This window comes from Zestomonas insulae (assembly GCF_016901015.1).
In the GTDB taxonomy this organism is placed as follows: domain Bacteria; phylum Pseudomonadota; class Gammaproteobacteria; order Pseudomonadales; family Pseudomonadaceae; genus Aquipseudomonas; species Aquipseudomonas insulae.
On the sequence record NZ_JAFEUP010000004.1, the window covers coordinates 455,070 to 469,762 of the forward strand.

At 66.5% G+C, this 14,693-nt stretch carries 13 protein-coding genes; 10 read left to right on the top strand and 3 right to left on the bottom strand.

Features of this window, described 5'->3' with window-relative positions:
• Positions 1 to 76: 76 nt before the first annotated feature.
• Positions 77 to 802 carry a ZIP family metal transporter gene (locus JQX08_RS15435; RefSeq protein ID WP_205349283.1) on the bottom strand — a complete coding sequence of 242 codons (726 nt, stop codon included), beginning with the start codon at positions 800 to 802 and terminating at the stop codon, positions 77 to 79.
• A gap of 119 nt (positions 803 to 921) precedes the next feature.
• On the opposite strand from JQX08_RS15435, the gene JQX08_RS15440 reads away from it, so the two are divergent.
• Entirely contained in the window at positions 922 to 1,089 is a 168-nt protein-coding gene (locus JQX08_RS15440) for a DUF2897 family protein (RefSeq protein WP_205349385.1), read from the top strand.
• A 78-nt stretch (positions 1,090 to 1,167) separates the two neighbouring features.
• Positions 1,168 to 1,395, top strand: a complete 228-nt coding sequence (locus tag JQX08_RS15445; RefSeq protein WP_205349284.1) for a DUF3203 family protein — start codon at positions 1,168 to 1,170, stop codon at positions 1,393 to 1,395.
• A 15-nt stretch (positions 1,396 to 1,410) separates the two neighbouring features.
• Here the strand turns inward: JQX08_RS15445 and JQX08_RS15450 are convergent, their stop codons facing one another.
• Positions 1,411 to 2,025: a TetR-type transcription factor C-terminal domain-containing protein gene (locus tag JQX08_RS15450; protein ID WP_205349285.1), complete on the bottom strand. Its 615-nt coding sequence runs from the start codon at positions 2,023 to 2,025 to the stop codon at positions 1,411 to 1,413.
• 214 nt (positions 2,026 to 2,239) lie between these two features.
• Here JQX08_RS15450 and JQX08_RS15455 point away from each other — a divergent pair, with 214 nt between their 5' ends.
• The 8 genes from JQX08_RS15455 to JQX08_RS15490 all read left to right on the top strand — a co-directional run bounded on the left by JQX08_RS15455 (position 2,240) and on the right by JQX08_RS15490 (position 14,093).
• The gene (locus JQX08_RS15455; protein WP_205349286.1) at positions 2,240 to 4,027 is read left to right on the top strand and encodes an acyclic terpene utilization AtuA family protein; all 1,788 of its coding nucleotides are present in this window, start codon (positions 2,240 to 2,242) and stop codon (positions 4,025 to 4,027) included.
• A 131-nt stretch (positions 4,028 to 4,158) separates the two neighbouring features.
• On the top strand, positions 4,159 to 5,022 hold the full coding sequence (locus JQX08_RS15460) for an SDR family oxidoreductase (protein WP_205349287.1): 864 nt from the start codon (positions 4,159 to 4,161) through the stop codon (positions 5,020 to 5,022).
• A gap of 4 nt (positions 5,023 to 5,026) precedes the next feature.
• Positions 5,027 to 6,643 (top strand): geranyl-CoA carboxylase subunit beta, encoded by a 1,617-nt coding sequence (atuC, locus tag JQX08_RS15465; protein ID WP_205349288.1) that lies wholly within the window; start codon positions 5,027 to 5,029, stop codon positions 6,641 to 6,643.
• 22 nt (positions 6,644 to 6,665) lie between these two features.
• Positions 6,666 to 7,826, top strand: coding sequence for a citronellyl-CoA dehydrogenase (gene atuD / locus JQX08_RS15470; protein ID WP_205349289.1), 1,161 nt, complete (start codon positions 6,666 to 6,668; stop codon positions 7,824 to 7,826).
• A gap of 130 nt (positions 7,827 to 7,956) precedes the next feature.
• Positions 7,957 to 8,751: an enoyl-CoA hydratase/isomerase family protein gene (locus JQX08_RS15475; protein WP_205349290.1), complete on the top strand. Its 795-nt coding sequence runs from the start codon at positions 7,957 to 7,959 to the stop codon at positions 8,749 to 8,751.
• Between the two features lie 156 nt (positions 8,752 to 8,907).
• Positions 8,908 to 10,893 (top strand): geranyl-CoA carboxylase subunit apha, encoded by a 1,986-nt coding sequence (atuF, locus tag JQX08_RS15480; RefSeq protein ID WP_205349291.1) that lies wholly within the window; start codon positions 8,908 to 8,910, stop codon positions 10,891 to 10,893.
• Between the two features lie 256 nt (positions 10,894 to 11,149).
• The gene (locus tag JQX08_RS15485) at positions 11,150 to 11,974 is read left to right on the top strand and encodes an SDR family oxidoreductase (RefSeq protein ID WP_205349292.1); all 825 of its coding nucleotides are present in this window, start codon (positions 11,150 to 11,152) and stop codon (positions 11,972 to 11,974) included.
• Positions 11,975 to 12,266: 292 nt separating this feature from the next.
• Positions 12,267 to 14,093: a long-chain-acyl-CoA synthetase gene (locus tag JQX08_RS15490; protein ID WP_205349293.1), complete on the top strand. Its 1,827-nt coding sequence runs from the start codon at positions 12,267 to 12,269 to the stop codon at positions 14,091 to 14,093.
• A gap of 74 nt (positions 14,094 to 14,167) precedes the next feature.
• Here JQX08_RS15490 and JQX08_RS15495 read toward each other — a convergent pair whose 3' ends face one another.
• Positions 14,168 to 14,608 carry a hypothetical protein gene (locus tag JQX08_RS15495; protein WP_205349294.1) on the bottom strand — a complete coding sequence of 147 codons (441 nt, stop codon included), beginning with the start codon at positions 14,606 to 14,608 and terminating at the stop codon, positions 14,168 to 14,170.
• Between the last annotated feature and the right edge of the window lie 85 nt (positions 14,609 to 14,693).

Sequence of the window (14,693 nt, forward strand, 5' to 3'; positions counted from 1 at the left end):
GCAGGCCGGTATGACGGAGTGGAAACAAGCGCCGGTGCTGTTCACCAACATCGCCAACAGGCTCCAGCGCGATGGTTCAACCGAAGCGCGTGAGGGCGAACGCGGTCATGAAGCCGGACAGGGTGATCAGCCCGGTGAAGGCCTCGGTGGTCTTGAAGGCCTCGGGAATCAGGGTGTCGACCAACATGCACAGCACCGCGCCGGCGGAGAACCCCAGGGCAAAGGCCAGCCAGATGGGCGGCAGCTCGGCGAACAACGCCGGGCCGGCCATCGCCGCCAGTCCGGACAACAGCACGATGGCGCCCCACAGGCCGAACACGTAGCCCAGGCCGCGCCCCTCCTCCGTCAGGCCTGCCGCACTGGCTAGCCCCTCCGGCAGGTTGGCGAGGAAGATCGCCACCAGCATCACCACGCTGACGCCATCGCCACCGAGCAGGCCGAGGCCCAGCCCCAGCGACTCCGGAACACCATCGAGAAACGCCCCGGCCGCCACTAGCAAACCCAGCGCGCCAGCTGCACCGCCGGCCTGACGATGACGCCGCTCGATACGCTCCAGGCCCTTATCGGCGAGGACGAAGGTCAGCCCGCCGGCCGCCAAGCCCAGCAGGGTTATCCCCAGCCCACCCAAGTGCTCGGCTTCGGGGATCTGCTCGAAACACAGGGCGGCGATCAGCACGCCGCTGCCGTAGGCCATGATCGCCGCCACCAGCTTCTTCGGCAGCCGCAGGAAATACCCGGCGGCTGCCCCGATCAGCAGACTGCTGGCGGCCAACCAGCCCCACAGCCCCGCTTGTACGGTCATGGATAACGGACTGACATTCCCACCCCTTCCAGCGTAAGGTGAATATCCCAACGGAACACTGGCGGCTATGGATGATCGAATTTCATACCAGCCGCGATTCGCTGTACGGAGACAACCTTATGCCCTGGTATGCCTGGCTGATCCTGATCCTAGCCATTGGTTCCATCGTCGGTGGCCTGATGATGCTGCGCGATACGGCGAAGAAGCTGCCGTTGACCGAGGAGCAGCTCAAGCGCATTCACGAGCGCAACGCCGAGCAGGATGCCAAGGATGCGGAAGAACGCTGAGCGTTCCGCACGCGTGCTTCGCTGGCTGGTCCACCTATCGACGGCGCGATTCCGCGCGCCTGCTGCGAGGAAGCGACCATGGCCATTTCAATCGATGTGGATAAGGGTTCCTGCACCTTCGATCTCGAAGGTGCCCGCCACGAGCGGACGATCGCCGATCTGGTGATCCGTACCGATCACCACGCACGCATGTCCCAGGTGGAAGTTGCCGGGCAGCAGGTGCACATCAGCGAAGACGATGCGCAGTGCCTGATCGGCGCCGGCGCGCTGGATGACCGCAGCCACGTCAAGACCGGCGAAATCTAAGCCCTCGCAAGCCCCCTAGAGCACCAGCTTGAGCGCTTCCTCGGCCAGTTCGTCGAGCGTCATCGGGCCGTCCGCGCGGAACCAGGTGTTGGTCCAGGACAGCGCGCCAGTGAGGAAGCGGCGCTGAATGAACGGATCACCGGTCAGATACCCCTCGGCGCGGGCTTCGCCGAGCACATCGAGCCACAGCTGCTCGTAGGTCTCGCGCAAATCGAGAATGTAGGCCTGGCCTTCCGGCGACAACGAACGCCATTCGAACACCAGCACCGCCATCGCCTCGCCCGTGCCGCCGATGATCGACTGCAACTCGCAGCGGATCAGCGCCAGCAGGCGCTCGCGCACATCGCTCGCGGTGGCCAGCGCGGCGCGCATCAACGCGGTGTTGTAGAGGATGGTTTCTTCGAGCACCGAGCGGAGGATTTCATCCTTGCTCTTGAAGTGGTGAAAGATGCTGCCGGACTGAATGCCCACCGCCGCCGCCAGGTCGCGCACCGTGGTGCGTTCGAAGCCCTTGCTGCGGAACAGGTGCGCGGCGGTCTTCAGCAGCCGCCCGCGCGGACTTTCCGGATCAGTGATCTGGCCGCCCGCCACCAACTCGCGCAGCACTGCCTGGGCCATTTGCTCGTCCACCACGACTCTCCTCCGCGCCAAAACCTACGTTTCGGCGGCGCCATACGTCTTGCCGGCAACCGTCCCGGCCTTATGGGGCGCAATCTATGCGCTGACAGACTACCAAGCAAGCGCTTGGCCACCTTTTGATGGGGAAATAGTATAGAGGGACTTCCCAAACCAAGCGCTTGCTTGGTAATGTCCATTCATCTTCAATGTGGCACGGACAATTCCAATGACTCGAACCGTACGCATCGGCTGCGCCTCCGCCTTCTGGGGCGACACCTCCACCGCCGCCGCCCAGTTGGTGAATGGCGCCGAACTCGATTATCTGGTGTTCGACTACCTGGCCGAGATCACCATGTCGATCATGGCCGGCGCGCGCATGAAGAATCCCGAGGCGGGCTACGCCACCGACTTCGTCGAAGTGCTGACCCCGTTGCTCAAGGACATCGCCGCGAAGAACGTCCGGGTGATCAGCAATGCCGGCGGGGTCAACCCGGAGAGCTGCGCCAAGGCATTGGCCGCCGCCTGCGCGCAAGCCGGCGTCGACCTGAAGATCGCCGTGCTGCACGGCGACAACCTGCAACCCAAGCTCGGCGAACTGGCCAAGGCCGGCACCGTGGAAATGTTCAGCGGCGCCCCGCTGCCACCGATGTGCGTATCGGTCAACGCCTACCTCGGCGCGCCGGGCATCGTCGAAGCGCTGAAGCTGGGCGCCGACATCGTCATCACCGGCCGCGTGGTCGACAGCGCGGTGGTCAGCGCCGCGCTGGTCCACGAGTTCGACTGGGCCTGGAGCGACTACGACGAACTCGCCCAGGCGGCGCTGGCCGGGCACATCATCGAATGCGGCGCGCAGTGCACCGGCGGCAACTTCACCGACTGGGAGTCGGTGCCGGATTACGAACACATCGGCTTCCCCATCGTCGAAGTCGCGGCCGATGGCAGCTTTATCGTGACCAAGCCGGAAGGTTCCGGCGGCTTGGTCACGGCTTTCTCGGTCGGCGAGCAGATGCTCTACGAGATCGGCGACCCGCGCGCCTATCTGCTGCCCGACGTGACCTGCGACTTCACCCAGGTGACGCTCGCCGAAGTCGGCAAGGACCGCGTGGAACTCAGCGGCGCGCGCGGCCTGCCGCCAAGCGACCAGTACAAGGTCAGCGCGACCTACCCGGACGGCTTCCGCTGCACCGCCAGCTTCGTCATGGCCGGCATCGACGCGGCGAAGAAGGCCCAACGGGTCGGCCAGGCGATCCTCAACAAGACCCGCGAGATGCTCGCCGAACGCGGCTGGGGCGATTACCGCGAAACTGCCATCGACATCCTCGGCGCGGAATCCACCTACGGCCCGCACGCCCGGCGTGGCGACAGCCGCGAAGTGGTGCTGCGCCTGTCGGCCCGGCACAGCAAGAAGGAAGCGCTGGTGCTGTTCTCCCGCGAGATCGCCCAGGCCGCGACCGGCATGGCGCCGGGCCTGACCGGCAGCGCCGGTGGCCGCGCCGGGGTCAGTCCGGTGATTCGCCTGTTCTCCTTCCTCAGCGACAAACCGGCGTGCCAGCTGGAGGTGGTGATCGGCGAGCAGCGCCAGGCCGTCGCCCTGCCTGAACTGGAGGTCCTCGATCCGCGCGACCTCGCCGAAGCCGTCGAACCGGAAGCCCCGCAGGGGGTGGCCGACGCCAGCGTGCCGCTGATCAAGCTGGCCGTGGCGCGCTCCGGCGACAAGGGCAACCACAGCAACATCGGTGTGATGGCGCGCCAGCCCGAGTACCTGCCGTGGATCGCTGCCGCGCTCTCCGTGGAGAACGTCGCCGAGTGGATGGAGCACGTACTCGACCCGCAAACCGGTCGCGTGTCGCGCTGGTACCTGCCGGGCAGCCACAGCCTCAACTTCCTGCTGGAAAACGCCCTCGGCGGCGGTGGCATCGCCAGCCTGCGCAGCGATCCGCAGGGCAAGGCGTTCGCCCAGCAACTGCTGGAATTCCAGGTGCCGGTGCCCAAGGCGCTGGCGGACAGCCTTTAAACGAAACCGATGTAGGAGCGAATTTATTCGCGATCGCAGCAACTTCAATCGCGAATGAATTCGCTCCTACCAAGAACAGATGGATTCCACCGCAACAGGGTGGCCGCCAAGAGAGCCGAAGGACTACAACGATGAGCTACGACTCGGTATTCAAACCTGGCCTGTTCGCCGGCCAGACCATCCTGGTGACCGGTGGCGGCAGCGGCATCGGCCGTTGCACCGCGCATGAACTGGCAGCGCTCGGCGCGCACGTGGTGCTGGTCGGTCGCAAGCCGGAAAAACTCGAAGCCACCGCGGCGGAGATCGTCGAGGACGGCGGCAGCGTCAGCTGGCAGGCCTGCGACATCCGCGAGGAAGAGTCGGTCAAGGCGATGGTCGCCGCCGTGCTCGCCGAGCGCGGGCAGATCCACCACCTGGTCAACAACGCCGGCGGCCAGTACCCCGCCCCGCTCGCCTCGATCAACCAGAAAGGCTTCGAGACCGTGGTGCGCACCAACCTGGTCGGCGGTTTCCTGGTCGCCCGCGAGGTGTACAACCAGTGCATGGCCAAGCGCGGCGGCAGCATCGTCAACATGCTCGCCGACATGTGGGGCGGTATGCCCGGCATGGGCCACTCCGGTGCGGCGCGTGCGGGCATGGAGAACTTCACCAAGACCGCGGCCTTCGAGTGGGGCCATTCGGGCGTGCGGGTCAACGCGGTGGCGCCCGGCTGGGTCGCGTCCAGCGGCATGGACACCTACCCGGAAGCCATGAAGACCATGATCCGCTCGCTGAAGAACCACGTGCCGCTGCAGCGCATCGCCACCGAAGCGGAGATCGCCTCGGCCATCGTCTTCCTGCTCTCCCCTGGCGCCAGCTTCATCAGCGGCAACACCATCCGCATCGACGGCGCCGCCACCCAGGGCACGCGCACCTGGCAGCTCGGCAAAGCGACCAACAGCGAGTCCTACAACGGTTTCCACCGCGCCTACGCGCCCGACGTGCTCAAGGAGTAAGGCAATGCCGGTGATCCAATCCGAACTGGACGTGCATGGCGAGCTCTTCGCGCAGAACCGTGAAGCCATGCTCGCCGCCGTCGCCAGCTTCCGCGAGGTCGAGCAGAAGGTGCTCGACAAGGCCGCCGAGGCCAAGCCGAAGTTCGTCAAACGCGGCCAGCTGCTGCCGCGCGAACGCCTCAACCTGCTGCTCGACGCCGGCGCGCCGTTCCTCGAGCTGTGCTCGCTGGCCGGCTACAAGTTCCATGACGACAAGGACGGCACCCTGGCCGGCGGCGGCCTGATCGCCGGCATCGGCTACGTCGCCGGGGTGCGCTGCCTGGTGGTCGCCAACAACAGCGCGATCAAGGGCGGCACCATCGCCCCGTTCGGCTTGAAGAAGGTCCTGCGCCTGCAGCAAATCGCCTTCGAGAACAAGCTGCCGCTGATTACCCTGGCCGAGAGCGGCGGCGCCAACCTCACCTACGCGGCGGACATTTTCGTCGAAGGCGCGCGCGGCTTCGCCAACCAGGCGCGCATGTCGGCCATGGGCCTGCCGCAGATCACCGTGGTGCACGGCTCGTCCACCGCTGGCGGGGCCTACCAGCCGGGGCTGTCCGACTACGTGGTGGTGGTGCGCGGCAAGGCCAAGATGTTCCTCGCCGGCCCGCCGCTGCTGAAGGCCGCCACCGGCGAAGTGGCCACCGATGAGCAACTGGGCGGCGCCGAGATGCACGCGCAGATCGCCGGCACCGCCGAGTACCTGGCCGAGAACGACGCCGATGGCGTGCGTCTGGCCCGCGAGATCCTCGCCATGCTGCCGTGGAACGCGCAGCTGCCACCGCACCCGCCGCGCAGCTTCAAGGATCCGCTGTACCCGGCCGAGGAGCTGCTTGGTGTGGTGCCGGCCGACGCCAAGAAACCCTACGACGTGCGCGAGATCATCGCGCGCATTGCCGACGGCTCGGAGTTCCTCGACTTCAAGAACGAGTTCGACAGCCAGACGGTGTGCGGCCACCTGCAGATCGAAGGCCAGCCGTGCGGCTTCATCGGCAACAACGGGCCGATCACCCCGCAGGGCGCGGCCAAGGCGGCGCAGTTCATCCAGCTCTGCGAGCAGAGCAACACGCCGATACTGTTCTTCCACAACACCACCGGCTTCATGGTCGGCACCGAGTCGGAACAGCAGGGCGTGATCAAGCACGGCTCGAAGATGATCCAGGCAGTGGCCAACGCCACGGTGCCTAAGCTGACCATCGTCGTCGGCGGCTCCTACGGCGCCGGCAACTACGCGATGTGCGGCCGCGGCCTCGACCCGCGCTTTATCTTCGCCTGGCCGAACAGCAAGACCGCAGTGATGGGCGGCGCGCAGGCCGGCAAGGTGCTGCGCATCGTCACCGAGGAAAAGCACGCGAAGGAAGGCAAAGAAGCTGACCCGAAGATGCTCGACATGCTCGAGCAAATGACCGCGCAGAAGCTCGACAGCTCGTCCACCGCGCTGTACGGCACCGCCAGCCTGTGGGACGACGGCCTGATCGACCCGCGCGACACGCGCAAGCTGCTCGGCTACCTCCTCGACATCTGTGCCGAGGCCGCAGTGCGGCCTCTGAAGACCAACCGATTCGGCGTGGCACGCCTCTAACCCTCAGCGGAGACCAACAACAATGATCTTCACCCCCGAACACGAAGCGCTGCGCAAGACGGTCCGTGATTTCGTCGCCAAGGAAATCAACCCGCACGTCGACCAATGGGAGAAGGAAGGCCGCTTCCCGATCCACGACATCTTCAAGAAGGCCGGCGACCTCGGTCTGCTGGGCATTTCCAAGCCGGAGAAATTCGGTGGCATGGGCCTCGACTACAGCTACTCGATCGTCGCCGCCGAAGAGTTCGGCACCATCACCTGCGGCGGCATCCCGATGTCGATCGGCGTGCAGACCGACATGTGCACCCCGGCCCTCGCCCGCTTCGGCTCCGATGAGCTGCGCGACGAGTTCCTGCGTCCGGCCATCGCCGGCGACATGGTCGGCTGCATCGGCGTCTCCGAAGTCGGCGCCGGCTCCGACGTCGCCGGGCTGAAGACCACCGCCCGCAAGGACGGCGACGACTACGTGATCAACGGCAGCAAGATGTGGATCACCAACTCGCCGTCGGCCGACTGGATGTGCCTGCTGGCCAACACCTCGGACGACAAGCCGCACGTCAACAAGTCATTGATCATGGTGCCGATGAAGACCCCAGGCATCACCCTCAGCCCGCACCTCGACAAGCTCGGCATGCGCAGCTCGGAGACTGCCCAGGTGTTCTTCGACAACGTCCGTGTGCCGCAGCGCAACCGCATCGGCCACGAAGGCGCCGGCTTCATGATGCAGATGCTGCAGTTCCAGGAAGAGCGCCTGTTCGGCGCGGCCAACATGATCAAGGGCCTGGAGCAGTGCATCGACGTGACCATCGACTACTGCAAGGAGCGCAAGACCTTCGGTAACGCGCTGATCGACAACCAGGTCATCCACTTCCGCCTGGCCGAGCTGCAGACCGAGGTCGAAGCGCTGCGCGCGCTGGTCTACCAGGCCACCGAAATGTACGTGCGCGGCAAGGACGTCACCCGCCTCGCCTCGATGGCCAAGCTCAAGGCCGGCCGCCTTGGCCGCGAAGTCACCGACGCCTGCCTGCAGTACTGGGGCGGCATGGGCTTCATGTGGGACAACCACGTGTCCCGCGCCTACCGCGACACCCGCCTGGTCTCCATCGGCGGCGGCGCGGACGAAATCATGCTCGGCATCATCTGCAAGCTGATGGGCATCCTGCCGGGCAAGAAGAAGGACTGATCAGCCCCGCTGGTTCCCACGCCACGCGTGGGAACGCTCACCACGAACTGTGGGAGCGAATTCATTCGCGATAGAGCCTGACCGCCATCGCGAATGAATTCGCTCCAACAACGAGACACAGGTAGCGACCATGCAACTACCGAATACCGAAAGCCTGCTGCTGAACCTCGAAGGCGGCGTGCTGCACGTCACCCTTAACCGTCCGGACAGCCGCAACGCCATGAGCCTGGCGATGGTCCAGGAACTGCGCGCGGTGCTCGCCGCGGTGACCAGCGAGCAGAGCGTGCGCGCCCTGGTGCTGCGCGGCGCCGCCGGGCACTTCTGCGCCGGTGGCGACATCAAGGACATGGCCGGCGCCCGGACCAAGGGTGTTGACGCCTACCGCGAACTCAACCGCGCCTTCGGCAGTCTGCTGGAAGAGGCGCAGGCCGTGCCGCTGGTGCTGGTCGCCGTGCTGGAAGGCGCGGTGCTCGGCGGCGGCTTCGGCCTGGCCTGTGTCTCCGACATCGCCATCGCCCACAGTGCCGCCAAGTTCGGCATGCCGGAAACCACCCTGGGCATCCTGCCGGCGCAGATCGCCCCGTTCGTGGCCAAGCGCATCGGTCTGACCCAGGCCCGACGCCTGGCCCTGACCGCCGCACGCTTCGACGGCGCGGAAGCCCAGCGCCTCGGCCTGGTGCACTTCTGCGAGGCCGACGACGCTGCTGTCGCGCAGCGCCTGGCGCAGGTACTGGAGCAGGTTCGTCATTGCGCGCCGCAGGCCAACGCGGCGACCAAGGCGCTGTTGCTGGCCACCGAAACCGAACCTCTGGATGCCGTGCTCGACCACGCCGCCGAACTGTTCGCCGTGGCGGTGACCGGCGAGGAAGGCGCCGAGGGCACCATGGCGTTCGTGCAGAAGCGCGCGCCGAAGTGGGCCGAATGAATCAGCCATGCAGCAGTGGATTCCCGCCTACGCGGGAATGACGAGGCACCCGTCATCCCCGCGCAGGCGGGGACCCAGCAGGTAGGTGGATGTCGCCTTGCACATCCACCGTACGCAGAACCCCAGCGGTTTGAACGGCAGGAGTAGAAAAAGCACATGCCCGCATTCAACAAGATCCTCATCGCCAACCGTGGCGAAATTGCCTGCCGGGTGATCCGCACCGCGCACGCGCTGGGCTATCGCAGCGTGGCGGTGTACAGCGCGGCGGACGCCGACGCGCGCCACGTGCAGCTGGCCGACGAGGCGGTGTGCATCGGCCCGGCGCAGGTCAACCAGTCTTACCTGAAGATCGACGCGATCATCGCCGCGGCACAGCAGACCGGCGCCGACGCCATCCACCCCGGCTACGGCTTCCTCTCCGAGAACGCCGAGTTCGCTCGCGCCTGTGAGGCTGCGGGGATCGTGTTCATCGGCCCGACCGTGGAAGCCATTCACCTGATGGGCAGCAAGCGGCTGTCGAAGATCGCCATGCTCGAGGCCGGCGTGCCGTGCATCCCCGGCTACGAAGGCGCCGGCCAGGACGACGAGACGCTGACCCGCGAGGCGCAGCGCATCGGCTACCCACTGATGATCAAAGCCAGCGCCGGCGGCGGCGGACGCGGCATGCGCCTGGTCCACGAAGCCAGCGAACTGGCTGCGCAGCTGCGCACCGCGCGCTCCGAGGCGCAGAACGCCTTCGGCTCCGACGAGCTGATCCTCGAACGCGCGGTGATCCAGCCGCGCCACGTGGAAATCCAGGTGTTCGGCGACCAGCACGGCAACATTGTCTACCTCGGCGAACGCGACTGCTCGGTGCAGCGCCGCCACCAGAAAGTCATCGAAGAAGCGCCCTGCCCGGTGATGACGCCCGAGCTGCGTCAGGCCATGGGTGAAGCGGCGGTGAAAGCCGCGGCGACGGTCAATTACGTTGGCGCCGGCACGGTGGAGTTCCTCCTCGACGCCAGCGGCACCTTCTACTTCCTGGAAATGAACACCCGCCTGCAGGTCGAGCACCCGGTCACCGAGCTGATCACCGGCCAGGACCTGGTGGCCTGGCAGATCCACGTCGCCGAAGGCCAACCGCTGCCGCTCCAGCAGGACGACATTCGCCTGACCGGCCACGCCATCGAAGTGCGCCTGTACGCCGAAGACAGCGCGCGCAACTTCCTGCCGCAGACCGGCGCTGTGCTGCGTTGGGAGCCGGCACTGCTCGACGGCATCCGCATCGACCACGGCCTGGTCGAGGGCCAGGCGGTGACGCCGTTCTACGACCCGATGCTGGCCAAGGTCATCGCCTACGGCGCGACCCGCGACGAGGCGCGGCGCAAGCTGGTACGCGCGGTGGAGGATTGCGTGCTGCTTGGCGTCAACGGCAACCAGCGCTTCCTCGCCAACCTGCTGGCCCATCCGCAGTTCGCCGCCGGCCAGGCGACCACCGCGTTTATCGGCGAACACTTCGCCGACGACCCGAGCCTGAGTCCACAAGCGCCGGCCGCCATCGAACTGGCCGCCGCCGCAGCCCTGCTCTACCAGGCCTCGGCGCTGGCCCGCGCGCACCAGGGTGGGCTGTCCGGCTGGCGCAACGTCGGCAACGCGCCGCTGCACCTGACCCTCCGCCACGGCGAGCAGAAGCACGCCGTCGAGCTGAGCGTGGCGGCCAGCGGCACCCAGCCACGCTTTGCGGCGCAGGTCGGCGAGCAGCGCCTCGACGTGCAGCTGCTGGCCGCCGATGGCCGCTGGGCCACTCTGGTGGTCGACGGCGTGCGTCGCCGCCTCGCCTACCGCCTGGACGGCACCCAGCTGTGGCTGTACGGCCACAACGGCAACCTGGAACTGCATGACGTCACCCACGAGCCGGTCGCCGGCCAGGACGCGGCCAGCTCCGGCACGGTCAAGGCACCGATGGACGGCGCGATCGTCGAGGTGCTGGTCAACGAAGGCGACAAGGTCAGCAAGGGCCAGCTGCTCGTCGTGCTGGAGGCGATGAAGATGGAGCACCCGCTCAAGGCCGGGGTCGACGGCCTGATCCGGCGCATCCAGGTGACCAAGGGCGACCAGGTGAAGAACCGCCAGTTGTTGGTCGAGGTGGAAGCCGAGGTTTGAGGTAGAACCTGGGGTGTAAGGGAGAGTACGCCCCTCACCCCGACCCTCTCCCGTAGGGAGAGGGGGGAAACCTGCCAACTCGCAACACCGTGCTCGCCACCACCACCGAACAGTCCCCTCTCCCTCCGGCAGAGGGCTAGGGTGAGGGAATCCACCCGGAGAACGGATGGCCTTTATCCATCCACTGGACACCGTCACGGTGGATGAAAAGAGCGTCATCCACCCTACGAACAACGCCAAAACACGGAGAACACGCATGTCCCTGCAAGGCAAAACCCTGTTCATCACCGGTGCCAGCCGTGGCATCGGCCGCGAGATCGCCCTGCGCGCCGCGCGCGACGGCGCCAACATCGTCATCGCCGCGAAGAGCGCCGAGCCGCATCCGAAACTGGAAGGCACCATCCACAGCGTGGCGGCGGAGGTCGAGGCCGCCGGCGGCAAGGCGCTGGCCCTACAGGTCGACGTGCGCGACGAGAACGCCGTGCGCGAGGCGATGGCCAAGGCCGCCGAGCACTTCGGCGGGATCGACGCGCTGGTCAACAACGCCGGGGCGATCAAGCTGGTCGGCGTGGAGAAGCTCGAGCCGAAGCGCTTCGACCTGATGTTCCAGATCAACACCCGCGCGGTAATGGTCTGCAGCCAGGCGGCGTTGCCCTACCTCAAGCAGAGCGGCAACGGCCACATTCTCAGCCTGTCGCCACCGCTCAACCTCGCCAGCCGCTGGTTTGCCCAGCATGGCCCGTACACCGTCACCAAGTACGGCATGAGCATGCTCACCCTGGGCATGAGCGACGAGTTCCGGAAGTACGGCATCAGCGTCAACGCGCTGTGGCCGCGCACGGTGATCGCCACCGCGGCGATCGAGTACGAGCTGGGCGGCCGCGACGTGTTCAAGTACGCACGCAAACCGGAAATCATGGCCGACGCGGCCTACGCCATCCTCTCCAGCGAGGGCCGCTCGATCACCGGGCGCCTGCTGATCGACGACGAAATCCTCGCCGAACAGGGTGTGAGTGACTTCGAGCACTACCGCTACGATCCGAATGGCGGCAAGTTGGCCACCGACCTGTTCCTCGACTGAGCTGCAAGCGATCACTCCGTAGCCCGGATGCAATTCGGGGAGCCCGTCTTACTCCCGCCTGGATTGCATCCGGGCTGCGCTCGCCTGTCCCTCTTGAATTCCCGCCTTCGCGGGAATGACGGAGCAAAACAGCAAGCGCCGCAATATCCCGCCATCTCGTCGTCCCTGCGCAGGCGGGGACCCAGTTCGCCGATCTGCCCGATCTAGTACGCGGCAGGGCCATAGGTTCGGAAAGGGGTTATCGTTACATTCGTTACTGGCAAGATCGCCCACAACAACAAGCGCGAGAGCCATGTCCGACGCCGACCTGATCACCACCACCCGTTTCCTCGGCCGCCTGCCGTCCGCCCTCGCCCGCCTGCCGCGGGCCCTGCGTGGGCTGTACTACGCCGGGCTGCGCAATCGCGAAAAGAACCTCTCGCTGGCCTGGGCGCTGGAACGCGCCGCGCAGCGTTACCCGGACAACCCGGCGGTCATCCAGGAGCAGCGGCGCCTCAGCTACGCCGCCTTCAACGCCTGGGCCAACCGCCTGGCGCGTGCCCTGTACGCCAAGGGCGTGCAGCACGGCAGTGTGGTCGCGGTGATGCTCGAGAACCGCCTGGAAATCCTCGCCGTGCTCGCTGCGCTGGCCAAGCTCGGCGCGGCCGGCGCGCTGATTAACACCACCCAGCGCGGCAACGTGCTCACCCACAGCCTGAACCTGGTCAAACCCAGCCATTTCGTGGTCGGCGAAGAACTGCAGGCGGTATTCGACGGCGTCCGCGCCGAGGTCGAGAACGCCCAGCGCCACTGCTACTGGCTGGCCGACGGCGACACCCTGGCCGATGCCGGCACCCCGCCAGCCGGCTGGCAGAACCTTGCCCTGCTCGCGCGCGGGCTGGCCGACGGCAACCTGCCGAGCAGCGCCCAAGTGCGCATGAAGGACGCCTGCTTCCTGATCTACACCTCCGGCACCACCGGGTTGCCCAAGGCGTCGATCCTCAGTCACGGCAAGTGGATCAAGGCCTATGGCGGCTTCGGCCACTCCGGTCTCGGCCTGAACGCCGACGACGTGCTCTACCTGACGCTCCCCTGCTACCACAACAACGCCGTGACCGTGTGCTGGAGCGCCGCGCTGGCCGGTGGCGCGGCCATCGCCCTGCGCCGTAAGTTCTCGGTCAGCGCGTTCTGGAAGGACGTCGCCGAGTACCGCGCCACGTGCTTCGGCTACATCGGCGAACTGTGCCGTTACCTGCTCAATCACCCCGAATGTAGCGAGGAACGCGGCAATACCCTCACCTGCATGATCGGCAATGGCCTGCGCCCGTCGATCTGGAACGACTTCAAGGCGCGCTTCGGCATCGAGCGGGTCATGGAGTTCTACGCCTCCAGCGAGGGCAACATCGGCTTCACCAACGTGTTCAACTTCGACAACACGGTGGGCTTTTCGCCGGCGCCCTACGCCATCGTCCGCTATGACCTGGACGCCGATCGCCCGGTGCGCGATGCGAAGGGTTTCATGGCCAAGGTCAACAAGGGGGAGCCGGGCCTGCTGATCAGCGAGATCACCGACAAGTGGCCGTTCGACGGCTACACCGACCCGAGCAAGAGCGAGGCGGCGATCTTCCGCAACGTGTTCAAGAAGGGTGATGCCTGGTTCAACACCGGCGACCTGATGCGCGACATCGGCTTCAAGCACGCGCAGTTCGTCGACCGCCTCGGCGATACCTTCCGCTGGAAGGGTGAGAACGTCTCTACCACCGAGGTGGAGAACGTCCTGGCCGCCTACCCCGGCGTCGAGGACGCGGTGGTTTACGGGGTGGAGATCGCCGGTACCAACGGCCGCTGCGGAATGGCCGCATTGCGCCTGAGCGAGGGCGCCACGCTCGACTTCAGCGCCCTCGCCGCTCACCTCGATCGCGAGCTGCCGGCCTACGCGGTGCCGCTGTTCGTGCGCCTGCTCGCCCAGGTCGAGACCACCGGGACCTTCAAGTACAAGAAAGCTGATCTGAAGAAGGTTGCCTTCGACCCGCAGGTGGCCGGCGATCCGCTGTTCGTCCGCCTGCCCGGCAGCACGGCGTTCGTCGCCCTCGACGAATCGCTGTACTGGACCATCCAGCGCGGCGACTACGCGTTCTGACCACGACTTCCCTCATGCCGGCCTTGGCCGGCTTTTTTTTGCCTGAGGGAAATGCGAGTCGATGGCGAAGCAGGCTACTGCTTGATCTCGATCTGCAGCTGCGCGCCTTCGACCGTGTCCCAGTAGTCCTGGCCCTGCTGGGCGCGGTCATTGGTGATCAGCTTGCCGCTGAGCTGATAGGGGCTCGGGCCGCTCGGCTTGGGTGCGAACAGCTGCGGCAGCAGCGGTTTGTCGGCATCCGGCAGTGGCTCTTCCGGCTTGAGGTCCTCGACCAGGTCCTTGGGCAGGCGCAGGTCGAGCTTGGCCTTCGGCACCTTGGCCTCCTCGACCTTGGCCGGCGCGGTCTTGATCACCAGCTCGGGCTTCTTCTCGGCAGCCGGCGCCTGGCTCGAAGACGTTACGGCTGGCAGCGCCGGGGCGACGGACACCTCCAGCTTGGGCGGGGTCGGCTTGGCCTTGACCACCGGCGGCGGGGTCTTGCTCTCGGCCGGCTGCACGGCCGGCGGCTTGGGCACCGGCGCACTGGGGGGTGCCTTGGGAATGGGAGGCTCGCTGTCGCCGCACGCGCCCAACAGCGCGAGCGCCAACCCAAGACTCAAA

What these genes read in the sequence shown, in the direction of transcription:
- atuC (WP_205349288.1), top strand. Translation starts at nt 5,027, where the DNA reads ATGCCGGTGATCCAATCCGAACTGGACGTGCATGGCGAGCTCTTCGCG.
- JQX08_RS15490 (WP_205349293.1), top strand. Translation starts at nt 12,267, where the DNA reads ATGTCCGACGCCGACCTGATCACCACCACCCGTTTCCTCGGCCGCCTG.
- JQX08_RS15460 (WP_205349287.1), top strand. Translation starts at nt 4,159, where the DNA reads ATGAGCTACGACTCGGTATTCAAACCTGGCCTGTTCGCCGGCCAGACC.
- JQX08_RS15445 (WP_205349284.1), top strand. Translation starts at nt 1,168, where the DNA reads ATGGCCATTTCAATCGATGTGGATAAGGGTTCCTGCACCTTCGATCTC.
- JQX08_RS15455 (WP_205349286.1), top strand. Translation starts at nt 2,240, where the DNA reads ATGACTCGAACCGTACGCATCGGCTGCGCCTCCGCCTTCTGGGGCGAC.
- atuF (WP_205349291.1), top strand. Translation starts at nt 8,908, where the DNA reads ATGCCCGCATTCAACAAGATCCTCATCGCCAACCGTGGCGAAATTGCC.
- JQX08_RS15475 (WP_205349290.1), top strand. Translation starts at nt 7,957, where the DNA reads ATGCAACTACCGAATACCGAAAGCCTGCTGCTGAACCTCGAAGGCGGC.
- atuD (WP_205349289.1), top strand. Translation starts at nt 6,666, where the DNA reads ATGATCTTCACCCCCGAACACGAAGCGCTGCGCAAGACGGTCCGTGAT.
- JQX08_RS15485 (WP_205349292.1), top strand. Translation starts at nt 11,150, where the DNA reads ATGTCCCTGCAAGGCAAAACCCTGTTCATCACCGGTGCCAGCCGTGGC.
- JQX08_RS15440 (WP_205349385.1), top strand. Translation starts at nt 922, where the DNA reads ATGCCCTGGTATGCCTGGCTGATCCTGATCCTAGCCATTGGTTCCATC.
- JQX08_RS15435 (WP_205349283.1), bottom strand. Translation starts at nt 802, where the DNA reads ATGACCGTACAAGCGGGGCTGTGGGGCTGGTTGGCCGCCAGCAGTCTG.